This window comes from Polyangium spumosum, assembly GCF_009649845.1.
In the GTDB taxonomy this organism is placed as follows: Bacteria; Myxococcota_A; Polyangia; order Polyangiales; family Polyangiaceae; genus Polyangium; species Polyangium spumosum.
This window is the reverse complement of sequence record NZ_WJIE01000009.1, coordinates 329,402-352,318: the sequence shown is the minus strand read 5'-3', so window position 1 is coordinate 352,318 and position 22,917 is coordinate 329,402. Positions and strand designations below refer to the sequence as shown.

The following is a 22,917-nucleotide window of genomic DNA, read 5'->3' as shown; positions in this document are numbered from 1 at the left end:
TCAGCCGTCGGGCGAGGCGAGCCTGCGGCGGATGGAGCGGAGCAGGACGTCGACGGCGGGCCTGTAGCCGAAGGTCGGCTGCGCGGGTGAGCCGACCTTGTCGGCGCAGATCGAGGCGACGACGGCCTGGGTGCCGAGCTCCTTCATGACGGCGAGCGGGCGCGTGGCGGGCACGGCGCGGGCGAAGCGTTGCGTGGCGCCGTAGCTGCCGTCGGGGTTCTGGCAGAGGGGGTTCGTCGGGGCGTCCACGCCCGCGCACTCGCAGTCGGGCTGGCCCATGCACGCCTTGGGCACGCGCAGCGGGTAGATGCACGCGTACTGGAGGTCGTCGCGACCTTCGATCACGCGCTCGTGGCCGTTGATGGGGTTCTCGAGCGCGCTCGAGGCCGAGGGCGGCGCGACCGGGGCGCCCGTGAGCGGGTGGAAGCCTTCACGCGGATCGATCGAGGGCAACATCAGGGGATCGGCCGGCGGCTCGCCGGTCTCGGGGTCACCGAGCACGAGGCGCCAGTCGATCTCCATCGCGGGCCGGACACCCGTCGCGAGCGCCTTGGGATCCACCGCGACGTCCTGCCAGGGCACGCCGAGGATGCCGGCGAAGAAGACGAGCTCGCTCGGGCGCCCGCCCTCGTAGAGCGGGTTGACCACGAGCTCGCCCGCGCGGTTGGCGACGACCTTGCTGCCGAAGCCGTCGACGTAGCGCGAGATCGGGTAGAGGAAATCGATGCCGAAGCGGCGCTTCTGGTCGAAGCAGCGCAGGTTGATGGGATCCTCGAGGGGCTCGGCGGGCGTCGCGCAGGCGGGGTCGGACTCGGCGGGGACGCAGCCGGCCGGCGTGGTCTGCGCGCAGGAGACGCAGCAAGGATCGTCCGGGGACGCGGCGCAGACGCTGCGAGCACGAGGCATGCGGAAGGGCTTGCCGTCGGCGCCCACGGCCTGGTTGACGACGTAGTACTGGCCGCCGTCACGCGTCGAGCAGTCGTCCTCGTCCGTCAGCAGGAGGACGGCGACGAGCGAGTCCGGGCGGAGGAAGTCGGCGCGTTGCTGCAGGAGGACGTCGTCGACGCCGCTCGGCACGGCCTTGTTGCCGTCGACGGTGATGTCGAGGTACGGCTCGGGGTCGACGAGGAAGCGGTAGATGCTCTCGAGCTGCGCCTCGTAGCCGCAACCCTTCGTGCCGACGCCGCCCACCATCTCGGCGAGCTTCGCGCCGAACGAGCCGAGGTCCGCGTCGCCGGGCGGGTCCATCACCTGGGCCGGATCCCACGCGAGGAAGCCCTTGTTTTGCCACGTGGGCACGGCGCCTCCGCTCGCGGCGCGGCTCAGCAGGCGCGCGCGATCGTTGGCCGTGGGGTCGAACGTCGCGCTCGTCGGGCTGCAGATGTCCGCGCCGTGCCCGCCGATGCTCGTGGAGATGACGCCGATGTGGATGTCCGTGACAGGCGCGAAGTCACGCACGCCGATGGGGCAAGGCTCGTCGACGCTCTCCGTCTCCGAGACGATGGTGCCGAAGCCGTTCACGCACGCCGGGCGCGTGAGCCTGTCGAGCAGGTAAGGCAAGGTCTCGACGAGCAGGCCCTGCGCGGCGTCGAGGTTGCGCGAGTTGTCGACGACGAGCAAAAGATCGAGCTTGTCGGCGCGGGCGGCCGCGGGGGGCGGACTGGCCTCGATCGGCGGGACGGAAGCGTCGGCGCCGGCGTCTTCGTCGCCGAGGGTCGGGTCGAGAGCTGCGCGGCCCGCACATCCGAGAGGGAGCGCCGCGGCGAGCACGAATGCCGCGGGCGTGTTCCACGAGCGCATGGAGCGAGGCTACATGCTCGCCCGGGAGGCTGCTACGTTAGCGCCATCATGGGAGCGTCCTCCCGACCCGTTTGCCCCCAGTGCGGCCGAGAGGCCGTGCTCGGGCCCGAAAACAAGGCGCGGCCCTTCTGCTCGGCCCGGTGCAAGATGCTCGACCTGGAGCGCTGGTTCACGGGCGGCTACCGCGTGCCAGGCCCGCCCGTCGACACGAGCATGCTGGAGGGCGAGGGGGCGCTCAGGGAGGACGACTTCGACGAAGCGAAGGGAGACGAAGAAACGTGACGAACAAACGCACGACCCGGCTCGCCGGGATGACGCTCGCCTCCGCGGTCTTGCTCGTATCCTTGGCTTACGTTCAAACCGCAGACGCACAGGACATGTCGGCCGGAGGGCTCGCGCCGCCGCCGCCGATGCAGGCCCAGGCGGCGCCGGCCGCGTCGGAGACGCAGCGAGACCTCGACGACGCGAAGAGCAGCGACTCGGGCCGCGGGCTCGAGTGGTTTTACCTGGAGGCCGAAGGCGGCTTCCAGCACGTGGGGCTCCGGACCTTCAACATCGACGAGCAGAACTTCAGCGCAGGGTTCATCGAGACGCAGTCGAGCGGCCCGGTGGTCGGCGCGGGCCTCGGCCTGCGGCTGCTCTTCATCACGCTCGGCGCGCGCGGCCGCGTGGGCTTCTTCCAAGCGTGGGACCTCTTCAGCGTCGGCGGCGAGCTCGGCCTGCACCTGCCGCTCGGCAACCTCGAGCCGCACTTCGAGCTCGGCGCGGGCTACACGGCGCTCGGCAGCTTCAAGAGCGCGCTGCAGAGCGGCGCGGCCGCCGAGGCGCTGCAGAACACGCAAATCCACGGGTTTTACGTGCGCGGTCAGGCCGGGCTCGACTACTACATCACGCCCATCTTCTCCCTCGGCGTGAGCGCGAGCGCCGAGCTGCTCGGCCTGACGCGGCCGGGCCTCGATCCCTCGCAGGTCACGCAGATCCAGAGCGACCCGAACATCACGAGCCTCCAGCGCGCGCAGGCCGAGGTGCTCAAGGCCGAAGGTTCGAGCTACGGTGCCGCGGTCACCGGCACCGCCGTGCTGGGGCTCCACTTCTAGAACGTTGTTCGTCCTCCAGATCCTCCTCGGCCTGCTCGCGTTGCTCGCGCCCGTCGCGTTCTCCGTGGGGTTCGCCTCGCGGGACCAGCTCCGACCGTCGAGCCCTCGCTCCGTCGTCGCGACGTTCGCGCTCGGCATGCTCGCGTGTGTGCCGGCGGAGCTGCTCGAGCGCGCGCTCACGGGCGTGCTCGGGCCTCGCAAGGAGGTCGTGGGGATCGATCTGGCGGCGCTCGTGTACGCCTACCTCGTGGCCGCGCCGCTCGAGGAGGGGCTCAAGGTCGCCGCGGCGACGCCCGCGTTCCGGCTGCGCGTGGGGCAACACCGGCCGGTGGACGTGATCATGTACGCGGCGGCGGCGGCGCTCGGGTTCATGACGCTGAAGAGCGCGCTGTTCCTGATCGGGCGGCCGTTCTCGCTGGTCGATCCGGCGCGCACGGCGCTCACGACGGTGGCGGCGACGAGCCTCGCGACGTGGTGGGGCTTCGCGCTCGGCCGTGATCCGCAGGGCCGCATGGGCGGCGGCTGGTTCAACGGCGCGTGGGTGCTGGCCGCGGCGGGCAACGCGGTCGCGCACCACGTGGCGTTCGCCCGAGGGCCGGCGTCGGTGCTCGCGACGATCCCGATCATCGTGGCCGGCGCGGTGATCGCCGTGCTCGGGTGGCGCGACGTGCTCGCGCGTAACGCGGAGAAGGCGAAGGTCGAGCCCCGCGAACACGAGCGCGAGCGCGAACGCGAGCCGAAGAAGTCGCGCCGCCACCCGCTCGCGCCGCCGTCGCTCAAGGCGATACGCGAGGCGATGAAGCGCTCGGACCGGGGGATCTCGTTCTTCTGGATCGGGCTCGGCATGCTCGTGACGACGGGCGTGATCACGGCGATGCTCGTGGGCGCCGTGGTGCTCGGGCGCAGGCTCGGCTTCGAGTTCACGGCGATCGACAGGGACGCGTCGAACGCGATCGCGCCGCTGCTCCTCCTGGCGAGCGCGGCGCTCCTGTCGTTCCTGTTCGCGGGGTGGATCGTGGCGCGCGCGTCGGCGGCGCGGAGCGTGCTCGAGCCGGCGATCAGCGCGCTGCTGGCGATCGGCGGGACGATCGTGTTGCTCGGGCTGGCGGCGCCGGTGGCGGTGGTGATCGCGCTGGCGTGCGCGCCGCTCGCGTTCGGGCTCGCTTGTCTCGGGGCTTGGTTGGGTTTGTCGGACGCTTGATGCGGTAGGTCAGGACGAGGTCGCCGCCGCCTTGGCCTCGGCGCCCTCGTCCTCGTGCTCGTGGCCGAGCTCGGCCTGGAGCTCCTTCAAGAGCTCCTGCGCGCGGGCCGAAATCTGCTTCGGCACCTGGACCTGCACGACCGCCTGGAGCGAGCCGCGGCCGCGGCCGTCGACGCGCGGCATGCCCTTGCCACGCACGGTGATCACCTCGCCGGGCTGCGTGCCCGCGGGGATGTCGACGCTGACCTTGCTCTCGTCGGGCAGCTCGATCTCGGACGAGCCGCCGAGCGTCGCGGTGGCGAAGGAGACGACGGCGCGCGTCACGAGGTCGGCGCCGTCGCGCTCGAAGCGCTCGTCTTGCACGAGGTCGACGTCGACGTAGAGGTCGCCGGACGGGCCGCCGAGCGCGCCGGGCATGCCTTGTCCGGGCACGCGGAGGCGCTGGCCCGCGTCGATGCCGGCGGGGAAGTTCACCACGACCTTGCGCGACTTCTCGACCGCGCCCTGGCCGTGGCACGAGGTACACGGGGTCTTGACGACCGTGCCCTCGCCGCGGCACTCGGGGCAGGTCTGCGTGAACATGACGAACCCGCGCGCGGTGGACACCTGGCCGGCGCCCTCGCACACGCCGCACGTCTTGCGCTTCGTGCCGGGTTTGGCGCCGCTGCCCTGGCACTCCTCGCAGGCGACGGGCGTGCGCAGGACGACCTCGCGCTTCGTTCCGGTCATCGCCTCGCGCAAGGTGAGGCGCTGCTCGACGCGCAGGTCCTGCCCGCGGGCCGGGCCGCGGGAGCGACGTTGTCCTTGGCCGCCGAAGCCACCTCCGCCGAAGCCGCCGAACAGCTCGGAGAAGATGTCCTGGAAGTGCGTGAAGATGTCCTGGCCGCCCATGTCGGGCATGCCTTCGACGCCCGCGTGGCCGAAGCGGTCGTACCGAGCGCGCTTCTGGTCGTCCGAGAGGACCTGGTAAGCCTCGGTGGCCTCTTTGAAGCGGGCCTCGGCTTCCTTGTCGCCCGGGTTGCGGTCCGGGTGGTTCTTGAGGGCAGCCGCCCTGTACGCTTTGCGGATCTCGTCGGTCGAAGCTTCCTTCGACAGCCCGAGGACCTCGTAAAAATCCCGTTTTTGACTCATGATCGCGGCGACAGGGGGGCGGCCGAACAGGCCGCAGGGCCGTGAGACGATAAGTCGCCCCTGGGGGCTGTCAACCAAGCCGGCACACCCGGCAGGCCCGCCCCCCCGGCCGGATCACTGCCCGCGGCGCTGGAACGCCGGCGTGTCCCAGTCTGCGTCGAGCGGCGGGACGAAGGTCGCGCGCTCGCGGGAAGGCGCTCCCGACGCGCCCGACGAGAGCGAGGCCGGGGCCGCCTGCTGGGCAGGCGCCTGGCGCCCGCCGCGCACCGTGTAGGCCGGCTCCTCGCGCTGCGGCTCGCGCGGCGCGCTGCGCTGCGGCGCCGAGAGCGGCGGCGGGTTCGACCGCGACCCACCCGTGAGGGCGCCCGAGAGCGCGCTCGAGAGCGAGGGCGCCGTCGAGATCGGCATCGCTTGCGGCGTGCGCGCGCCCGTGAGGAGGCCGCTCGCGGCCGCGGCCTGTTGCGCGGCGTCGGAGATCATGATGTCGAAGCCCGTCGCGATGACGGTCACCTTGATCATGTCGCCCATCGTCTCGTCGATGGTCGCGCCGAAGATGATGTTCGCGTCCTCGTGCGCCTGCTCCTGCACGAGCGTCGCGGCCTCCTCGATCTCGCGCATGCGCATGTCGGGACCGCCCACCACGTTGATGAGCACGCCCATCGCGCCCTCGACGGAGATGTCGTCGAGCAGCGGCGAGGTGATGGCCATCTCGGCGGCGAGGCGCGCGCGGCCCTGGCCCTTCGCGCAGCCCGTGCCCATGAGCGCGCGGCCCATGTTGCTCATGACGGTCTTCACGTCGGCGAAGTCGACGTTGACGATGCCGTTCTGCGTGATGAGGTCGCTGATGCCCTTGATCGCCTGGTAGAGCACCTCGTCGGCCTTGCGGAAGGCGTCCACGAACGAGAGCTCCTCGTCGCCGAGCGAGAGCAGCTTCTGGTTCGGGATCGTGATCAGCGTGTCGACGTGCTCGGAGAGCATGGCGAGGCCCTGCTCGGCGCGGCGCGCGCGCTGCTTGCCCTCGAAGAAGAAGGGCTTCGTCACGACGCCGACGGTGAGGCAACCTTCCTCGCGGGCGAGCTGAGCGATCACCGGAGCGGCGCCCGTGCCCGTGCCGCCGCCCATGCCGGCGGTCACGAACACCATGTCGGCGCCCTGGATGAGCTCCTTCAGGCGCTGGACGTCCTCGAGCGCTGCTTTGCGGCCCTTCTCGGGATCGGCGCCCGCGCCGAGGCCGCGGGTCACGTTCGAGCCGATGTGCACCTTGATGGGCGCGATGCTCGCCGACAGCGCCTGCGCGTCGGTGTTGACGACCTGGAACTCGACCCCTTCGAGGCCGAAGTTGATCATCGTGTTGACGGCATTGCCGCCCGACCCGCCACAGCCGATCACCTTGATCCGGGCGTCGTAACCCGCATGCTCGTCGGCAAACTCGATGGAGAAACTCATGAAACGCCTCCCGGGATTTCTTTCCGGCCGCTCGGGGCCAAGGGAGCCTCGCCTGCTCCCGAGGGCGACTCCGTGGGGTGCCTCTCCCCCGCGAAACCGCCTATCAATCACTCAAGTCTTTCCGTATCGCGACTTCGTTTTACGAAATTTACCCTCGTGCGTCAGCTCAGAAAGCTGCGCGCAACCAATTCCAGAACCGACCCCCTTGACGTTTTTCGACGACCGACTCCTCGGGCATCTCCCGTCGATCCGGCCTCGATGGCGCCGTCACGCGCGGCGCGGTCTGGCGCGGCGGCGGCGGCGACGACTCCACGAGGACGCGCGGCTCGCGCGCCTGGCGGAGCTGGCTCGCCCCGTAGTGGAGCAGCCCCACGCCCGTGGCATATTGCGGGCCCGCCACGAGCTGCGTGATTCCACGCATCCCGACCGGTACACCGAGACGAACCGGCATACCCAGGATCTCCTCGGCGAATTCACTCATGCCTTCCATGAGCACCGCGCCGCCCGTGAGGACCGCGCCCGCCGCGAGCTGATCGAGCAGGCCCGCGTCCTCGATCCGCTTGCGGATCACCGCGAAGATCTCCTCGATCCGCGGCTCGATGATGTCCGAGAGCACCCGGCGAGGCACCTTGCGCGGCGGATGCCCGCCGACGCCCGGCACCTCGACCTCCTCGTCGTCCGCCACCATCCGCCCGAGCGCGCAGCCGAAATTACGCTTCAGCCGCTCCGCCTCGGCCATCGGCGTGCGCAGGCCCGCCGCGAGATCCGCCGTCACGTTGTTCCCGCCGGCCGGAATCACGCTCGCGTGCGCGATTCCGCCGTCCACGTAAATCAGCAAATCCGTCGTACCGCCGCCGATATCGATCACGGCCACGCCGATCTCTTTTTCGTCCTCCGAGAGGACGGCCTCGGCGCTCGCGAGCGGCTCGAGGACCACGTCGGCCACGGTCAATCCGCAACGCTCGGCGCAACGGACCACGTTTTGCACGCAGGACGTGGCCGCCGTGATGAGGTTCACCTTCACGCCGAGGCGAACGCCGCTCATTCCCACGGGGTCACGAATACCGTCCTGGTTGTCGACCGTGAACTCGCGCGGCAGGGCGTGCAGGATCTGCCGGTCGGCGTCGATCGGAATGGCGCGCGCGCCCTCGAGGACGCGGTCCACGTCGACGTCCGTCACCTCTCCGGCGCCCACGGCGACCACGCCGTCCGAGGACTGGCCGCGGATGTGGTTGCCCGCGACGCCCGCATACACCGTGCGAATCTCGACGCCGGCCATCGTCTGCGCGGCCTCGATGGCCTCCGCGATCGACCGGACCGTCCAGTCGATGTTCGCGACGATGCCCTTGCGCAGCCCGCGGCACGGGACATTGCCCACGCCGAGGATGGTGATGCCATCGTCGTCGACCTCGCCGACGACGGCAGACACCTTCGTCGTCCCGATGTCGAGACCAACGACAATCTCGCTCTGGTCCATCCTGCTCTTCATTCGCGTCCACCCGATACGGAGGCCATGCGCCTCTCGAAGCAGGGCGACGCTGACATGGGCCGCGGGCGACGGCCAAATTTCGAGACGGGGTTCGGGGCGCAGGACGCCGAAGGCGATCCGAAGCCCCGAGCGTAGGACGACGTCACGCGCGAGTTCATCGCATCCTCACGACGACGCGCTCGGGGTGCGCCTCGTTGTCGAGGAAGATCACCGAGGGGTTGGCCTTGCGCTTCGAGAGCTCCAGCAAGACACGCGCGGCCTGCTCGATCTTCTCGCGGAACCTCGTCTGGCCCAGGTAAAGCGAGATCGCGTCCTTGCCGATCGTCATGACGATCGTGCCGTCGCGCTCGAGGTGGACCTCCTGGATGGGGTAACGCTTGCTGATGCCCGCGCGATCCATGTCCTCGACCACGTCGAGCGCGCGACGCAGCGCGTTCACCACGCCGGGCCGGTCCGCGGCGACCTTCTCGGGCGTGATGCCTGTCACGTAGGGCAGGTCGATCGGGTCACCTTCGGCCACGCGCTTGAACGGGTCGCCGTCGCGGGTGACGAGGTAGAGATCGCCGCCGATCGTGGCCACGGCCCAGGCCTCGCGCTCGACGACCGTGATGCGCACGGTGTTCGGGAGCGTGCGCGTGACGATGGCCTTCTCGACCCAGGGCTCGGTGGTGACGGCGGCGCCCGCGGTCTCGAGGTCGAGCTCGAAGATGTTGCGGCCGACGGTGACGCCGCCCGCGCCGGCGACATGCTCGGCGGGCAAGCGGCGGTTTCCGTCGACGAGCACCGTGCGGATCGCGAAGCGCGGGCTCGTCATGATGTAACGCCGCGCGCCCCAGGCGACCGCGATCGAGGCCGAGAGGACGATCATCACGCCGAGAAAAAGCGACAGCGCGCGCGGGAGCTTCGGCCGCGGGAGCGACAGGCGCCTCGCGGGCTTCGGCTTCGGCGGGCGGATCGTGCTCGTCGTGGCCCCGGGCGGCGGCGGCGAGTCGTGTTGCGGCTCCGGATCCTTTGGAGCAGCAACGATCGGCGGCGTCGAGGGCTTCTTGAGCCTCCGGTTCGTGGGCAGGGCGTCGCTCATGGACCACCCTCCTTGCTCGCGGGCCGGGCCTCGGGGGCGCCTTCGAGCCGCGCGCGCAGGCCCTTCAGCATGTTGTTGATGTCGCCCGCGCCGAGGGCGATCACGATGTCGCCGGGGCGCGTGACCTTCGCGATGACCTCGGGCAGCTCGGCCTTGTTCGGCACGTACGTGGCGTCGTGATGGCCGTGCTCGCGGATCGACTGCACGAGCCGCTCGGCGCTCACGCCGGGCAGCGGCGCCTCACCCGCGGGGTAGATGTCCGTCACGAAGAGGACGTCGGCGAGGTTGAAGGCGCGGGTGAAGTCGTCGAAGAGGTCCTTCGTGCGCGTGTAGCGGTGCGGCTGGAAGGCGACGACGATGCGGTGCGCGTCGTCGGGGTAGGCACGGCGCGCGGCCTCGATCGTGGCGCGGATCTCGGCCGGGTGATGGCCGTAGTCGTCGACGAGCGTGACGCCTTGATGAACGCCGACGACGGTGAAGCGACGCGCGACGCCGCCGAACGTGGCGAGGGCTTGCTTGGTGACGTCGAGCGGGACCTCGAGCTCGTCGGCGACGGCGATCGTGGCGAGGCAGTTCAGCACGTTGTGCGCGCCGGGCATCCTCACGGTGAAGCCGCCGAGGGGCTGGCCGCGCCTGTAGGCGTTGAAGCTCGTCTCGAGGCCACGGAACTGGATGCCACGCGCGCAGTAGTCGGCGTGCGGCGAGACGCCGTACGTGACGTGGCGGCGCGGGATACGCGGCAAGATGTCCTGCACGTGGGGGTGATCGAGGCAGAGCACGGCGAGGCCGTAGAACGGCACACGCGCGGCGAACTCGACGAAGGCGTCCTTGATCTTCTCGTGCGTGCCGTAGTGATCGAGGTGCTCGGGGTCGATGTTCGTGACGACGGCGATCGTGGGCGTCAGGCGCAAGAAGGAGCCGTCGCTCTCGTCGGCCTCGGCCACGAGCAGGTCGCCGGCGCCGAGGCGCGCGTTCGAGCCGAGCGCGGCCATCTTGCCGCCGACGACGACGGTGGGGTCGAGGCCCGCGTGGCGGAGGACCGTGGCGACGAGGGAGGTCGTCGTGGTTTTCCCGTGTGAACCCGCGATGGCGACGCCGTACTTCACGCGCATCAGCTCGGCCAGCATCTCGGCGCGGCCGATGACGGGGATGCCGAGCGCGCGGGCCTCGACGAGCTCGGGGTTCTCCGGGCGGATGGCGCTCGAGTACACGACGACGTCGACGCCGCGCACGTTCTCGGCGCGGTGGCCGATGTCGATGCGCACGCCGAGCGAGGCGAGGCGCTGCGTGGTCCCGCCGCTCTTCACGTCGGAGCCGGAGACGTCGAACTCGAGCGAGCGGAGGATCTCCGCGAGGCCACTCATGCCCACGCCGCCGATGCCCACGAAGTGGATGTGCCGGACGCGCCCGCGGAACATCATGTCGTCTTTCCCCGGGCCTTCTCCCGGCGTTTCGATTCCCGCACACGCGCGAGCTCGAGCAGATCCGAGGCCACGGCCTTCGCCGCGTCGGGCGCGCCGATCTCGGCCGCGGCGCGCGCCATCGAGGCGCGGCGCTCTGACGAACGTGCGAGCCGGAGGATCTCGTCCGCCACGCGATCGACCGTGGCATCGGCCTGCGGCAGCGCCACGGCCGCGCCGCGCTTCTCGAGCGAGCGCGCGTTCTTGAGCTGGTGATCGTCGGCCGCGAAGGGATACGGGACGAGGATCGCGGGGCGGCCGACGGCGCAGAGCTCGGCGAGCGTGGAGGCGCCGGCGCGAGCGATGACGAGGTCGGCCGAGGCGAGCGCGCGGGCCATGTCGTCGATGAAGGGGACGACCTCGGCCGCCGCGGACAAACCGAGCGACTCGTAGAGCGAGCGCGCCTCGGCCTCGCGCTCGCGGCCGGTCTGGTGCGTGACGCGCAGGCCGGGGACCTGGCCTCCGAGCTTGGCGATCGCGCGCGGGACGGTCTCGTTCAGGGCCTTGGCGCCCTGGCTGCCGCCGAGGACGAGGATCGAGAGTTTGTCCTCCTGGGCCTCGTACGACGCGGGCGCGAAGGCCTTGCGGAGGGGCACGCCGAGGCGGCGCACGATGCTCGGGCGGAAGAAACGATCGACCTCGGGGAACGTGGTGTACGCGCGGACGGCGAAGGGCGCGAGCAGGCGGTTCGACAGGCCCATCACGCTGTTCGGCTCGAGCACGGTGACGGCGACGCCGAGCGTGCGCGCGGCGAGGCAGACGGGGCCACCCGCGTAGCCGCCGACGGAGAGGACGGCCGAAGGGGCGAGGCGGCGGACGAGCTCCCGCGACGCGGGGATCGAGGCCATGGCGTGCTGCGCGCCCTTCAGGAAGCCGGACAAACCAGCGCCGCGCAGGGGCAGGATGTCGAGCAGCTCGAGCTCGCCGCCCTGCTCGGGCACGACGCGCGCTTCGAGGCCGCGGGCGGTGCCGACGTAGACGACACGCGCAGAAGGATCGGAGGCGCGGATCGCTTCGCCCACCGCGAGCATCGGGAAGACGTGTCCGCCCGTGCCGCCGCCTGCGAGGAGGAGGGTCGTCACGCGCTCGCCCCTTCCTGCGCTTCCGTCGCGACGAGGACCGACGCGCTCGGCGCGCCCTCGCTCGTCCGCACGGGCGCGGGTTTGTCCTCCGGGACCTCGTTCGTCCGCGGGCGGCTGATGCTGAGCAGGATGCCCGCGCCGGCCGCGTTCACGAGCAGCGAGGAGCCGCCGTAGCTCATGAACGGGAGCGTGAGGCCCTTCGTGGGCAGGATGGCCATGGCGACGGCGAGGTTGACGAGCGCCTGCACGCCGAAGAGCGTGGCGATGCCGAAGGCCATGAAGCTGCCGTAGTCGTCGTGCGCCTCGAGGGCGATCTTCACGCCGCGCGCGACGATGACGAGGTAGGCGCTGACGAGGCCGAGGATGCCGAGGAAGCCGAGCTCCTCGCCGATGATCGCGCTGATGAAGTCCGTGTGCGCCTCGGGCAGGTAGAGCACCTGCAGGCCCTTGCCGAGGCCGAGCCCCGAGAAGCCGCCCGAGCCGAAGCTCATGACGGACTGGAAGGGCTGATAGGCGAGGTCCTGGCGGTGGTTGTCCATGTCGATGAACGCCAGGTAGCGCCGGTAGCGGTAGTCGCTGAACGCGACGAGCGCGGCGGCGCCCATGCCGAGCAGCGCCGTGAAGGCCGCGATGTACGGCAGGCGCGCGCCCGCCACGAAGAGCAGCGTGAACGTGAGGAACAGGAGCACGACGGCGCTGCCGAAGTCGGGCTGCTTCAGGAGCAGCATGATCAAGACGCCGACGACGATCAGGTGCGGCAAGAAGCCGACGGAGAAGCTCTTGATCTTGTCGGCCTTCTTCGAGAGCGAATACGCGAGCCAGAGGACGATGCCGAGCTTGGCCGTCTCCGCCGGCTGGATGTGCACGGGGCCGATCGCGATCCAGCGGTAGGCGTTGCCCGCCTTGTGGCCGAGGCCGATGATCGTCAGGCCCAGCATGATCGTGACCGCGACGAGGATCGGGTACGTGAAGGGCTTGATCTTGCGGTAGTCGAAGCGGCTCACGAGCCACATCGTGCAGAGCGCGACGAGCGCGTAGACGCCCTGGCGCTTCAGGAAGAACTGCGCGTCGTGGTACTTCACGGTCGCCTCGATCGCGCTCGCGCTGTAGACCATCACCACGCCGAAGCCGACGAGGGCGATGACCACGGCGGCGAGCACCGAGTCGACGGGGCCCGCCTTGCTCGAACGGAGGAGCGAGGCAACGCCGCTCCCCGCGCTGCCGTTGCGCGACGCGCGCGGCTCGTTCTTCGGCGGCGCGGGCGGCGGATCACTCGGCGGAAGGAGCCGGTTCCTCGGCGGAGGCGCGCTCGAATGGCGGCGCTCGCCGACGACGTTGCCCGAGAGGACGGCGCTGCTGCTCACGACCGCACCTCCAGCATGGACTGGACCGCCTGGGCAAATTGGTCGCCGCGATCCTTGTAGTCGCGGAACATGTCGAAGCTCGAGCAGGCCGGGCTGAGCAGGACGGCGTCCCCCGCCTTCGCGAACCGACGCGCGACGCGCACGGCCTCGACCATCGACGAGGCGCGCGCGACGGGGAGCACGCCCCTCGCGGCGGCCTCGATACGATCGGCCGCCTCGCCGATGAGCACGAGGGCGCGGCCCTTCTGGCGGAGCGCTTCGACGAGCGGCTCGTACGCGCCGAGCTTGTCCTTGCCGCCCGCGATGAGGACGGCCTTGTCCTCGGCGAGGCCACGCAGCGCGGCGACCGAGGCGCCGACGTTCGTGCCCTTCGAGTCGTCGTAGTACCGGACACCGTCGAGCTCTCCGACGAGCGCGGTTCGATGGCCGAGCCCCTCGAACGAGGCCAGCGCGGCGCGGATGCCGTCCTCGGTCGCGCCGATGGCGGTCGCGGCAGCGATGGAGGCGCACGCGTTCGCGATGTTGTGCGCGCCCTTGATCCGGAGAATCGAGAGTGGGTACCGCGCGCCGCGGGTATTGTCGACGATCGCGCCTCCCTCGATGTCGGCGTAGACATCCGCGGAGTGGCCGCTGAACGTGACGATCTTGGCGTCGCCACGCTCGGCCTGGCGACGGAGGCGTTTGTCGCCGGACTCGATCACGGCGACGTCGTCCGGCCCCATGTTGACGAAGGGGTTGCCCTTGGCGTTCGCGTACGCCTCGAAGCTCGGGTATCGATCGAGGTGATCGTCGGTGATGTTGAGCAGCACGTGGACACGCGCGTGCAAGGTCGGCACGCGTTCGGCCTGGAAGCTCGAGATCTCGAGGACGATCACGTCGAAGCTCTGCCCGACGACCTCGGCGAGAGGCGTGCCGAAGTTGCCGCCGATGAAGGCCTTTTTCCCCGACGCCTCGAGCATCACGTGCACGAGCGCGGTCGTCGTGCTCTTGCCGTTCGTCCCGCCGATGAGCCCGATGGGCGTCCCCACGAAGAACCGCGCCGCGAGCTCCATCTCGCCGATGACCTCGCCGCCCGCCTTCTCGAACGCTTCGAGCGCGGGGAACGAGGGCACGCCGGGCGAGATCACGACGAGGTCGGTCCCGTCGAAGAGCGAGGGCGGATGCCCGCCCGCGGTGAGCGTCGCGCCCGCGGCTTCGAGGGCGAGGGCCTCCCTGGACAAACGCTCGCGTGGCGCCGCGTCGGTCACCTCGACCCGCGCGCCTTTGTCGATGCAGAGCCGCGCCGCGGCGATGCCGCTGCGGCCGAGCCCGATCACGAGGACCTTCTTGCCCGCGAGTTCCATCGGCCTCACCGCAGCTTCATGGACGCCAGCGAGACCAGCGCCAGGAGGATGGAGATGATCCAGAAGCGCACGATGATCTTCGGCTCCGCCCACCCCTTCTTCTCGTAGTGGTGGTGGATCGGCGCCATCAAGAACACGCGCTTGCCCGTGAGCTTGAACGAGGCCACCTGCGCGATGACGCTGATCGTCTCGACGAAGAAGACGCCGCCGAGCAGGATGCTCAGGAGCTCGTTCTTCGTGAAGATCGCCAGCATGCCGAGGCCCCCGCCGAGGGCCAGCGATCCCACGTCGCCCATGAAGACCTGGGCTGGGTAGGTGTTGTACCAGAGGAACCCGATCCCCGCGCCGATGACCGAGCCGCAGTAGACGCTGAGCTCGCCGGCGGAGGCGATCTTCGGGATGTCGAGGTAGGTCGCGAGCGAGAAGTTCGCGATCGTCGCGCCCGCGACGTACGCCCAGATGAGGTACGTGCCCGCGTTGATCATCACGGGGCCGATCGCGAGGCCGTCGAGGCCGTCGGTGAGGTTGACGGCATTCGACCAGGCGACGACCACGAAGAGCGCGAACGGGATGTAGAACCAGATCGGCAGGTCGATCGAGTGCTTCGAGAAGGCCGCGAACGGGAGCGCGAGCCGCGTCTTGATCTCGGCCCAGTCGGCGGGAAGCTTGGAGCTGAAAAGAAACGTGTACGAGAGGGCCGAGCCGCCGATGAGCACCTGGCCGATCAGCTTGTAGCGGCCGGGCAAGCCGCCCGTGTTCTTGCGCTTGATCTTGAGGTAGTCGTCGAGGTAGCCGATGACGCCGTAACCCGCCGTGACCGCCGTCGTCGCGAGGACGAAGGGGTTGCGCAGGTCGGCCCAGAGCGCCGTCGGCAGGAGCAACGAGAGCAGGATCAACGCGCCGCCCATGGTCGGCGTGCCCGCCTTGACCTTGTGCGTCTCGGGGCCCTCGCTGCGGACGACCTGCCCGATCTGCTTGCGCCGCAGCTCGCGGATGAACCACGGCGCGAGCACGAACGTGAGGATCATGGCGGTGATCGTCGCCATGATGGTCCGGAACGGGATGTACCGGAGGACGTTCAGCCAGGAGAGCGAGCTGTAGTGGAACTTGAGCGGGTAGAAGAGCTCGTAGATCACGAGGGCACCTCCGCGAGGGCACGCACGATTCGCTCGGTCCCGACGCCGCGCGAACCCTTCACGAGGACCAGATCCCCAGGCTGAACGGCGGCCGCGACCGCAGGGGCCGCGTCCGCGCTCGTCTCGTAGAACCGCGCCGGAAGGCCCGCGTCCGAGGCGCGATCGGCGATGAGGCGCGCGTCGCCGTTCACCGCGAACACGAGCGCCGCGCCGCTCTCCGCGGCCACGCGGCCGACGTCGTCGTGCCCGCGCGAGGACTCGTGGCCGAGCTCGTACATCGCGCCGAGCACGAGCACGAGCCTGCGGCCCGCGTCCCGCGCGAGCTCGGCCGCCGTGCGGATCGACGCGGAGGACGAAGCGGGGTTCGCGTTGTAGCTGTCGTCGATCACCACGACGTCCCGCGCGAGCAAGCGCGGGACGAGGCGACCACCGCCGCCGCCCACGTCCGCGAGGGCGAAGGCCTCTTCGGCGATCGGCGAGGTCACGCGCTCGCCCGTGAGGGCCTCGACGGCCGCCACGGCCGCGGCGCAGGCGTAAGCGCCCGCCTCGCCGATGAGCGGCGTCCGGAACGACAGGCGGCTGCCGTCGTAACGCTCGAGCGTGAGGCGCGACGTGGTGAGCCCCTCGGGGCGACGCTCCGCGATCCGCAGGTCGAGGCCCTCCGCCGCGCCGTAGTGGATCCTGCGCTGCGCGCGCGACGTCTCCATCTGCGAGACGACGCGCGCATCGTCGCTGTTGCCGACCACGATCCCACTCGGATCGAGCGCGCGGAAGAGGGCGCCCTTCTCGTGCGCGACGGCCTCGATCGAGCCGCACCCCTCGACGTGCGCGGCGGCGACGAGCGTCACGATGGCGAGGTCGGGCGGGGCGACGGCCGTGAGCATTTTGATCTCCCCCGGCTGGTTCATGCCCATCTCGAGGACCGCCGCGTGGTGCCGCTGCTCGAGGCAAAGCGCCATCATCGGCACGCCGACGCGGTTGTTCAGGTTGCCCCGCGTCGCGAGCACGGCCGGCTCCCCCAGGAGCCGCCCGAGCAGCGCGGCCGTCGCCACGCGCGTCGTGGTCTTCCCCGCCGAGCCCGTGATCGCGACGATCGTCCGGCGCCCGCGGAGCGCGCGCCAGCGCTCGACGTGCAGACGCGCGAACATGCCGAGCGCGTCGAGCGTCGAGGGGACGCGCAGGATCGCGACGCCGCTCGGCGCCTGCACCTCGCGCTCGACGACGAGGAGACGCGCGCCCTTGGTGACGGCCTCCGCGACGTGATCGTGACCGTCGAACGACGCGCCGCGGAGCGCGACGAAGATCGCGCCCGGCTGGAGCGTGCGCGTGTCGGTCGAGATGGCCCCGAGCGGAACCATGAGCTCGACGCCGTCCGGGATCGACAGATTGCCGAAGCCCAGGCTCAGCGCGTCGACGAGCGAGAAACGCGCGACGGTCTCGGGGAGCGGCGTGCCCATCACGCGCCTCCCTTCCGCGAACGACGCAGCCCGAGCGCGCGCTCGGCCTCGACACGATCGTCGAACGGCAAGGTCACGTTGCCGATGATCTGGTACGGCTCGTGGCCCTTGCCCGCGACGAGCACCACGTCGCCCGGCGCCGCTTCGAGCACCGCGCGCTCGATGGCCTTCGCCCGATCGAGCTCGACGTGCACGGCCGCCCTTCCGCCCGCGAGCCCCGGCAGGATCGCCTCCGCGATGGCGCGTGGATCCTCGCTGCGCGGGTTGTCGTTCGTGACGAACGCTTCGTCCGCGCCACGCGCGACGGCCTCGCCCATGAGCGGGCGCTTCTTCGGATCACGATCGCCGCCGCAGCCGAACACGCAGCGCACGCTCCCTGGCCCGAACGCGCGCACGCTCTGCAGCACCCGCTCGAGCGCGTCCGGCGTGTGCGCGTAGTCGACGAGCACGATGACGTCGTCCCGCGCCGGATCGTCACAACGCTCGAGCCGCCCCGGCACCCGGATCGACCCCGAGAGGGCCCGCGCCGCGGCGTGGAGGTCGACGTCGAGCAACCAGCAGATCGCCACGGTCGCGAGCAGGTTCTGCACGTTGTGCGCGCCGACGAGCGGCGACCGGATCGAGAGCTGCCCCGCCGGCGTCCGCGCCACGAGCGAGATCCCCGACGCCGCGTGCTCCACCGAGACGGGCGCGATGTCGGCCTCCTCGATCGACGCGCCGACCCTCGTGGAGAAGCGCGCGACCGTCGCCGACGACGGCCCGGCCGGGCCCCGCGGCGCGAGCCTCTTCACGAGCTCGGCGCCGAACGGATCGTCGACGTTGATCGCCGCCGCGCCGGGGCCGAGGTCCACGAAGAGCCGCGCCTTCGCCTCGGCGTAGGCCTCCATCGTGCCGTGGTAGTCGAGGTGATCCTGCGTGAGGTTGAGGAACGCCGCGACGCGGAAACGTACGGCCTCGACGCGACGCGCCGCGACCGCGATGCTCGACACCTCCATCACGAGGTGCGACGCGCCGCGCAGGTGCATCGCCGCGGCGATCCGCGCGAGCTCGTCGGCCTCGGGGCTCGTATGCGTCGAGGGCAGGTCGAGATCGCCGAACCGATACCCGAGCGTGCCCACGATCCCCGGCCGCTCCCCCGCGGCCGCGAGGCACGCTTGCACGAGGTGCGTCGTCGTCGTCTTGCCGTTCGTCCCGGTGACACCCACGACGTCGAGCGCGAACGTCGGGTGCCCGTAGACGGCCGCCGACGCGAAGGCGAGCGCGCTCGGCACATCCTCGACCTCGATCCGCGGCAGCTCGTTCGTCTCGACGCTCGCGCCACGCGCCACGAGCACCGCGCTCGCGCCGCGCCCGATCGCGTCGGCCACGAAGCGCTCGCCGCTCGTGCGCGCGCCTGGCCGCGCGACGAAGAGATCCCCCGGCGACACCCGCCGCGAGTCGTGATGCACGCCCGTCACGAAGACGGTCGCCTCCCCCGAGGCGAGCTTCGCCCCGGGGATCTCGTCCACGAGATCGCCGAGCCTGCGGCCGAGCTTCGCCCTCTTGCACGAAGGCGGCGCGCCCTCGCTCGTCTCCCGCGGGCGCAGGAGCTCCTCGTACTTCGTCTCGTGCGTCATGACGAAGGCTCGAAGAAGAGCTTCACCGCCGCGCCCTTGGGCAACACCGTCCCCGCCGGCGGCTCGACCCGCGCGAGGCGCCCCGTGCCGAACGCCGCGGGCGCGAGGCCCGCCGCGGTCGCCGCGCGGATCGCCTCGCGCACGGGTTGTCCCGTCAGATCCGGCACGCGCGTCTCGCCGCTCTTCATCGGCGCCGACGGCGTGACGACGCCTGCCGTGATCGGAGCCGCGGCCGATCGCGCCTCCGTGAGGACCTGGTACGTACTCGTCGCCGGATCCCCGACCTTCGCTCGATCCGAAACCTCGCTGAGCTTCATGGGCACACTGCCGCGAGGTGTGACACCGAGGTAACGCAGCGCCATCTCGCCGATGCGACGGAACACCGGCGCGGCGACGGATCCACCGCCGTAGGTGCCGCCGAGAGGCTCGTCGAGCACCACCGAGATCACGAGGCGCGGCTTGTCCGCAGGTACGAACCCGACAAACGAGGCGACGTAGTGCGTGTCCGTATACCTGCCCGTCGCCGGGTCGATCTTCTGCGCCGTCCCCGTTTTCCCGGCGACGCGGAAGCCTGGAATCGCGGCCTCGACGCCCGTGCCGTCGCCCTCGGTGACCGCGACGAGCATCTCCGACATCAGCTTCGCCGTCGCCGCCTGGATCGCCTCGCGCCGCACGCGCGGCTGCGTCTCCGTGAGCACCGTGCCGCCGCCGTCCGTCACGCGCTTGACCAGCACCGGCTCGAGCAGCTTGCCCCCGTTCGCGATCGCCGCCATCGCCATCGTGAGCTGCAGCGTCGTCACGCTGATGCCCTGACCGAACGACGCCGCCGCCGTCTCGACCGAGACCCACGGACGACCCCGCGGCCTGAGGACGCCCATGCTCTCGCCGGGCAGCGGGATGCCCGTCGTGTCGCCGAAGCCGAACCGGCGGAAGCCCTCGTAGAGCCGCTGCTCGCCGAGTCCAAACGCGATCTTCGCCGTCCCGATGTTGGAGCTCAAGCTGAGGATCTGCGTCACGGTCAGCCACTTCGCCGGGTGCGTGTCGTGGATGACGACGTTGTCGATCGCCATGTTCCCCTCCTCGCAGTAGATCGAGGCGGTGGGGTTCACGCTGCGCGCGGCGAGCGCGGTGCCGATCGAGAAGACCTTGATCGTCGAGCCCGGCTCGAAGCGATCGACGATGCAGCGGTTGCGGCGCGCGTCGGGGTCGGAGACCGAGTAGTCGTTCGGGTTGTACCCGGGCGCGCTCGCCATCGCGAGGATCTCGCCGTTCGACGGATCCGCGACGACGACGGCGCCGCCCGTGGCCTCGTACGTCTTCATCGCCGAGTCGAGCTCACGCTCGACCGTGAACTGGATGCCCTTGTCGATCGTGAGGTAGACGTTGTGGCCCGCGAGCGCGGCCTCGTCCTCGATGCCCTCGGAGAAGATCAAGCGGCCCGAGCGATCACGCAGGCCGCGCACCTCCGAGCTCTTGCCGCGCAGCTCGTGATCGAGCGCGAGCTCGAGGCCCTCGCGCCCCTCGCCGTCGGGCGAGACGAACCCGATGAGCGGGCCGCCGAGCTCGCGGTTCGGGTAGAACCTGTGGCCCTCGCCCTCGATCTGCAGGCCCCGCACCGGGTAACGTTGCTTCTTGTCGCCGAGCGCGCGCACGGCCGCGACCTCGGCCTCCGAGACGCGGCGCTTCAGCCACACGAAGCGGCGGCGACGGCTGATCTTCTCGACCACGTCCTCCGCCGGCATGTTCAACGCCTGCGCGATCCGCTCGCCGTACTGCTGGATCCGCATCGGGAGGTAACGCTCCTCGATGCCGCGCAAGAGCTCCACCGCGTCGAGCGAGATGCTCGGCACCTCGACGCTCTCCGCGAGCGACGCGCCGTTGCGGTCGTAGATCGTGCCGCGCTTCGGCGTCACGTGCAGGCGCCGCTGCCGCTGCCGCTCGGCGAGGTCGTACCAGTCCTCGCCGTCCTCGACCTGGATGCGGTGCGCGCCCGACACGATCACGCCGAGCCCGAGCCCCATCATCCCGCAGAGGATCCCCATGCGGATGCGGATCCAGCGCGCGCGCTTCGGATCGAGGTTCTTCACGGAGAACCTCCCGCCGGCGCGGCCGGATCCGGCGCGGGCGCCTCTCTCTCGTCCTGGATCTTCACGACCCACTTCACCGGGATCACGCGCTCCGGCGGCGGCGGCGTCATGCCGAGGAGCGTGCGCGCCACCATCTCCACGCGCTGGGGCGTCTCGTAACTCGACGCCTCCAGCGACAGCACGCGCTTCACCTCGCGCAGGCGACCTTGCTCGGCGCGCGCGCGGCCGAGCTTGTAGCCGAGGTCCACGATCTTCCCGCGCAGGCCGAGGTGCACCACGAACGCCGCCACGCTCGCGACGACCGCGAGCGACCAGAGCGCGAGGAACGGACGCTGCTTCATGCGCTCGTTCATGCGTACACCTCGTCGCCGCCACCCTCACCCGCCAGCGCGACGCGCCGCGCCGCGCGTAGCTTCGCGCTCCTCGCCCGCGGGTTCTGCGTGGTCTCCTCGTCCGACGCGACGAGCGGCTTCTTCCAGAGCGGCTCCCACACGCTCGCCTCGCGTAGCGCGTGCTTGACGATCCGGTCCTCCAGCGAGTGGAACGAGATCACCGCGAGCACGCCGCCGCTCTTCACCACCCGCGTCGCCGCGCGCAGGAGCGCCTCGAGCTCGTCGAGCTCGCCGTTCACCGCGACGCGCAAGGCCTGGAACGTACGCGTCGCCGGATCGACCCCGCCCACGCGCGACGGCCCCACCGCCCGCACCACCGCGCGGCGTAGATCCAGCGTCGTCACGAGCTCCCCGTTCGCGAGCGCTTGCTTGATGCAACGCGCAATCCGCCGTGACCTTCGCTCCTCGCCGTACTGGTAGATCACGTTCGCCAGCTCGTCGTCGTCGAGCCGCTCGATCAGCTCGAGCGCCGTCTCGCCCGTCGACGGATCCATCCGCATGTCGAGCGGGCCTTCGGCGCGGAAGCTCATCCCGCGCGTCGCGTCATCGATCTGCATCGACGACACGCCCACGTCGGCGACGAGCCCGTCCACCGACGTGACGCCGAGCTTCTGGAGGTGCTCGTCGACCTCGCCGAAGCGCCCGTGCACGAGCGTCACCCGGTCGCCGAACGGCGCGAGGCGCTCCTTCGCGAGCGCGAGGGCTGTCTCGTCGCGGTCGACGCCGATCAGCCGGCAGCCTGGGGCGGCTTCGAGGATCGCCTCGGCGTGGCCGCCTGCGCCGAGCGTCGCGTCCACGTAGACGCCGCCTGCGTGGGGCGCGAGCGCCTCGACGACCTCGCGCAGGAGCACCGTCACGTGGGGCGCTTTTTGCGGCTCGGGGGGTGGCACCTTGTCTCGCATCGGCACGACGTTCACCACGTTCATAGGCGGAACTGCTCCGCGATCGCGGCCTTGAAGCTGGCGAGCTCGGCCTCGCTCATCGTCTGGGCGGCCTTCCACCGCTCCTTCGACCAGAGCTCGGCCGTCGCGCCCATCCCGGCCCAGAGCACTTCCTTGTGCAGACCTGCGTGCTCGCGCAGCGACGGCGGCACGAGGATCCGGCCTTGTTTGTCGAGCTCGCACTCGACCGCGGCCGACAGGTACTTCCGGCGGAAGGCGACGACGTTTGGCTCGAACTGGGGGAGCGCCGCGATCTTGGCTTCGAGCTCCTCCCAGGCCTTGAGCGGGTAGCAGTGGAGGCAGGGGTCGAAGAGAGCGGGCGTCAGGATCAGCGCGACCTGCTCCGCGGGTGCATCCAGCACGTCGCGAAAACGCGCGGGCAGGCTGGTGCGCCCTTTCGCGTCGATCGCGTGCTCGAAATGACCACGAAACATGGTTCCCACGAGGAGGCTCCGCTCGCCTGCCGGCCAAGGACCCCGGGGTCATGGGCATCTTTGCCACTTTCTCCCACGAGGCACCGCCACGCTACGGAGAGGGCCCTTGGGTGTCAACAGTTTGCATTTTTTGTGGAGTTTGGCGGATCCCAAGGGAGGTAAGAGTCCTCCCCTCTCCTACCTTTCCAGACCAACCCGGACGTGACGAACGGGCCTGCGGGAGGCGGGATCCAGGCTGTGGTGGGAAGAGGTGGTGGAAGCTGGATCGATCACGAGGTGGTCACTCGACGATCCAGAACCGATGCGCCGCTGCACGATTGCGCAGGTATGCAGATAATGATGGAAATGGCCAAAAAAGCG

At 70.5% G+C, this 22,917-nt stretch carries 19 protein-coding genes; 3 read left to right on the top strand and 16 right to left on the bottom strand.

The features are described from left to right. Complete coding sequence (locus GF068_RS29340; protein WP_153822781.1) at nt 1-1,800, bottom strand: hypothetical protein; 1,800 nt, start codon at nt 1,798-1,800, stop codon at nt 1-3. 48 nt (nt 1,801-1,848) lie between these two features. Between GF068_RS29340 and GF068_RS29335 the strand changes: the two genes are divergently transcribed. Genes GF068_RS29335 through GF068_RS29325 form a run of 3 tightly spaced genes read left to right on the top strand, consistent with a single transcriptional unit; the run spans nt 1,849 to nt 4,098 of the window. Continuing rightward, a complete protein-coding gene (locus GF068_RS29335; RefSeq protein WP_153822780.1) occupies nt 1,849-2,082 on the top strand; it encodes a DNA gyrase inhibitor YacG in 234 nt (77 codons plus the stop codon). Further along, entirely contained in the window at nt 2,079-2,897 is an 819-nt protein-coding gene (locus GF068_RS29330; RefSeq protein ID WP_153822779.1) for a hypothetical protein, read from the top strand. The genes GF068_RS29335 and GF068_RS29330 overlap by 4 nt, the downstream gene beginning before the upstream one ends. A gap of 4 nt (nt 2,898-2,901) precedes the next feature. Further along, on the top strand, nt 2,902-4,098 hold the full coding sequence (locus tag GF068_RS29325) for a PrsW family intramembrane metalloprotease (RefSeq protein ID WP_153822778.1): 1,197 nt from the start codon (nt 2,902-2,904) through the stop codon (nt 4,096-4,098). Nucleotides 4,099-4,107: 9 nt separating this feature from the next. Here the strand turns inward: GF068_RS29325 and dnaJ are convergent, their stop codons facing one another. The 15 genes from dnaJ to mraZ all read right to left on the bottom strand — a co-directional run bounded on the left by dnaJ (nt 4,108) and on the right by mraZ (nt 22,557). Further along, the gene (gene dnaJ / locus GF068_RS29320; protein WP_153822777.1) at nt 4,108-5,229 is read right to left on the bottom strand and encodes a molecular chaperone DnaJ; all 1,122 of its coding nucleotides are present in this window, start codon (nt 5,227-5,229) and stop codon (nt 4,108-4,110) included. A gap of 114 nt (nt 5,230-5,343) precedes the next feature. Further along, entirely contained in the window at nt 5,344-6,675 is a 1,332-nt protein-coding gene (gene ftsZ, locus GF068_RS29315; RefSeq protein ID WP_153822776.1) for a cell division protein FtsZ, read from the bottom strand. 166 nt (nt 6,676-6,841) lie between these two features. Further along, a complete protein-coding gene (gene ftsA, locus GF068_RS29310; protein WP_153822775.1) occupies nt 6,842-8,164 on the bottom strand; it encodes a cell division protein FtsA in 1,323 nt (440 codons plus the stop codon). A gap of 154 nt (nt 8,165-8,318) precedes the next feature. Continuing rightward, complete coding sequence (locus GF068_RS29305; protein ID WP_153822774.1) at nt 8,319-9,245, bottom strand: cell division protein FtsQ/DivIB; 927 nt, start codon at nt 9,243-9,245, stop codon at nt 8,319-8,321. Further along, the gene (murC, locus tag GF068_RS29300) at nt 9,242-10,663 is read right to left on the bottom strand and encodes a UDP-N-acetylmuramate--L-alanine ligase (RefSeq protein ID WP_153822812.1); all 1,422 of its coding nucleotides are present in this window, start codon (nt 10,661-10,663) and stop codon (nt 9,242-9,244) included. Before murC ends, GF068_RS29305 begins: the two co-directional genes overlap by 4 nt. Beyond that, a complete protein-coding gene (gene murG, locus GF068_RS29295; protein ID WP_338046623.1) occupies nt 10,663-11,787 on the bottom strand; it encodes an undecaprenyldiphospho-muramoylpentapeptide beta-N-acetylglucosaminyltransferase in 1,125 nt (374 codons plus the stop codon). Before murG ends, murC begins: the two co-directional genes overlap by 1 nt. Next, nucleotides 11,784-13,151: a putative lipid II flippase FtsW gene (gene ftsW, locus GF068_RS29290; RefSeq protein WP_338046622.1), complete on the bottom strand. Its 1,368-nt coding sequence runs from the start codon at nt 13,149-13,151 to the stop codon at nt 11,784-11,786. Before ftsW ends, murG begins: the two co-directional genes overlap by 4 nt. Continuing rightward, nucleotides 13,148-14,494, bottom strand: coding sequence for a UDP-N-acetylmuramoyl-L-alanine--D-glutamate ligase (gene murD, locus GF068_RS29285; protein WP_153822773.1), 1,347 nt, complete (start codon nt 14,492-14,494; stop codon nt 13,148-13,150). Before murD ends, ftsW begins: the two co-directional genes overlap by 4 nt. A 5-nt stretch (nt 14,495-14,499) precedes the next feature. Then, nucleotides 14,500-15,630: a phospho-N-acetylmuramoyl-pentapeptide-transferase gene (gene mraY, locus GF068_RS29280; RefSeq protein ID WP_338046621.1), complete on the bottom strand. Its 1,131-nt coding sequence runs from the start codon at nt 15,628-15,630 to the stop codon at nt 14,500-14,502. Beyond that, on the bottom strand, nt 15,627-17,087 hold the full coding sequence (locus tag GF068_RS29275; RefSeq protein WP_153822772.1) for a UDP-N-acetylmuramoyl-tripeptide--D-alanyl-D-alanine ligase: 1,461 nt from the start codon (nt 17,085-17,087) through the stop codon (nt 15,627-15,629). The genes mraY and GF068_RS29275 overlap by 4 nt, the downstream gene beginning before the upstream one ends. Then, on the bottom strand, nt 17,087-18,703 hold the full coding sequence (locus GF068_RS29270) for a UDP-N-acetylmuramoyl-L-alanyl-D-glutamate--2,6-diaminopimelate ligase (protein WP_153822771.1): 1,617 nt from the start codon (nt 18,701-18,703) through the stop codon (nt 17,087-17,089). The genes GF068_RS29275 and GF068_RS29270 overlap by 1 nt, the downstream gene beginning before the upstream one ends. Beyond that, on the bottom strand, nt 18,700-20,790 hold the full coding sequence (locus tag GF068_RS29265; protein ID WP_338046620.1) for a penicillin-binding transpeptidase domain-containing protein: 2,091 nt from the start codon (nt 20,788-20,790) through the stop codon (nt 18,700-18,702). The genes GF068_RS29270 and GF068_RS29265 overlap by 4 nt, the downstream gene beginning before the upstream one ends. After that, nucleotides 20,787-21,143 carry an FtsB/FtsL family cell division protein gene (locus GF068_RS29260; RefSeq protein WP_240807536.1) on the bottom strand — a complete coding sequence of 119 codons (357 nt, stop codon included), beginning with the start codon at nt 21,141-21,143 and terminating at the stop codon, nt 20,787-20,789. The genes GF068_RS29265 and GF068_RS29260 overlap by 4 nt, the downstream gene beginning before the upstream one ends. Further along, nucleotides 21,140-22,108 (bottom strand): 16S rRNA (cytosine(1402)-N(4))-methyltransferase RsmH, encoded by a 969-nt coding sequence (gene rsmH / locus GF068_RS29255; protein ID WP_153822770.1) that lies wholly within the window; start codon nt 22,106-22,108, stop codon nt 21,140-21,142. The genes GF068_RS29260 and rsmH overlap by 4 nt, the downstream gene beginning before the upstream one ends. Next, a complete protein-coding gene (mraZ, locus tag GF068_RS29250; RefSeq protein ID WP_153822808.1) occupies nt 22,105-22,557 on the bottom strand; it encodes a division/cell wall cluster transcriptional repressor MraZ in 453 nt (150 codons plus the stop codon). Before mraZ ends, rsmH begins: the two co-directional genes overlap by 4 nt. Nucleotides 22,558-22,917 lie beyond the last annotated feature (360 nt).

What these genes read in the sequence shown, in the direction of transcription:
- dnaJ (WP_153822777.1), bottom strand. Translation starts at nt 5,229, where the DNA reads ATGAGTCAAAAACGGGATTTTTACGAGGTCCTCGGGCTGTCGAAGGAA.
- GF068_RS29270 (WP_153822771.1), bottom strand. Translation starts at nt 18,703, where the DNA reads ATGACGCACGAGACGAAGTACGAGGAGCTCCTGCGCCCGCGGGAGACG.
- GF068_RS29260 (WP_240807536.1), bottom strand. Translation starts at nt 21,143, where the DNA reads ATGAACGAGCGCATGAAGCAGCGTCCGTTCCTCGCGCTCTGGTCGCTC.
- rsmH (WP_153822770.1), bottom strand. Translation starts at nt 22,108, where the DNA reads ATGAACGTGGTGAACGTCGTGCCGATGCGAGACAAGGTGCCACCCCCC.
- murD (WP_153822773.1), bottom strand. Translation starts at nt 14,494, where the DNA reads ATGGAACTCGCGGGCAAGAAGGTCCTCGTGATCGGGCTCGGCCGCAGC.
- ftsZ (WP_153822776.1), bottom strand. Translation starts at nt 6,675, where the DNA reads ATGAGTTTCTCCATCGAGTTTGCCGACGAGCATGCGGGTTACGACGCC.
- murC (WP_153822812.1), bottom strand. Translation starts at nt 10,663, where the DNA reads ATGTTCCGCGGGCGCGTCCGGCACATCCACTTCGTGGGCATCGGCGGC.
- mraZ (WP_153822808.1), bottom strand. Translation starts at nt 22,557, where the DNA reads ATGTTTCGTGGTCATTTCGAGCACGCGATCGACGCGAAAGGGCGCACC.
- GF068_RS29275 (WP_153822772.1), bottom strand. Translation starts at nt 17,087, where the DNA reads ATGGGCACGCCGCTCCCCGAGACCGTCGCGCGTTTCTCGCTCGTCGAC.
- GF068_RS29340 (WP_153822781.1), bottom strand. Translation starts at nt 1,800, where the DNA reads ATGCGCTCGTGGAACACGCCCGCGGCATTCGTGCTCGCCGCGGCGCTC.
- GF068_RS29305 (WP_153822774.1), bottom strand. Translation starts at nt 9,245, where the DNA reads ATGAGCGACGCCCTGCCCACGAACCGGAGGCTCAAGAAGCCCTCGACG.
- ftsA (WP_153822775.1), bottom strand. Translation starts at nt 8,164, where the DNA reads ATGAAGAGCAGGATGGACCAGAGCGAGATTGTCGTTGGTCTCGACATC.
- GF068_RS29335 (WP_153822780.1), top strand. Translation starts at nt 1,849, where the DNA reads ATGGGAGCGTCCTCCCGACCCGTTTGCCCCCAGTGCGGCCGAGAGGCC.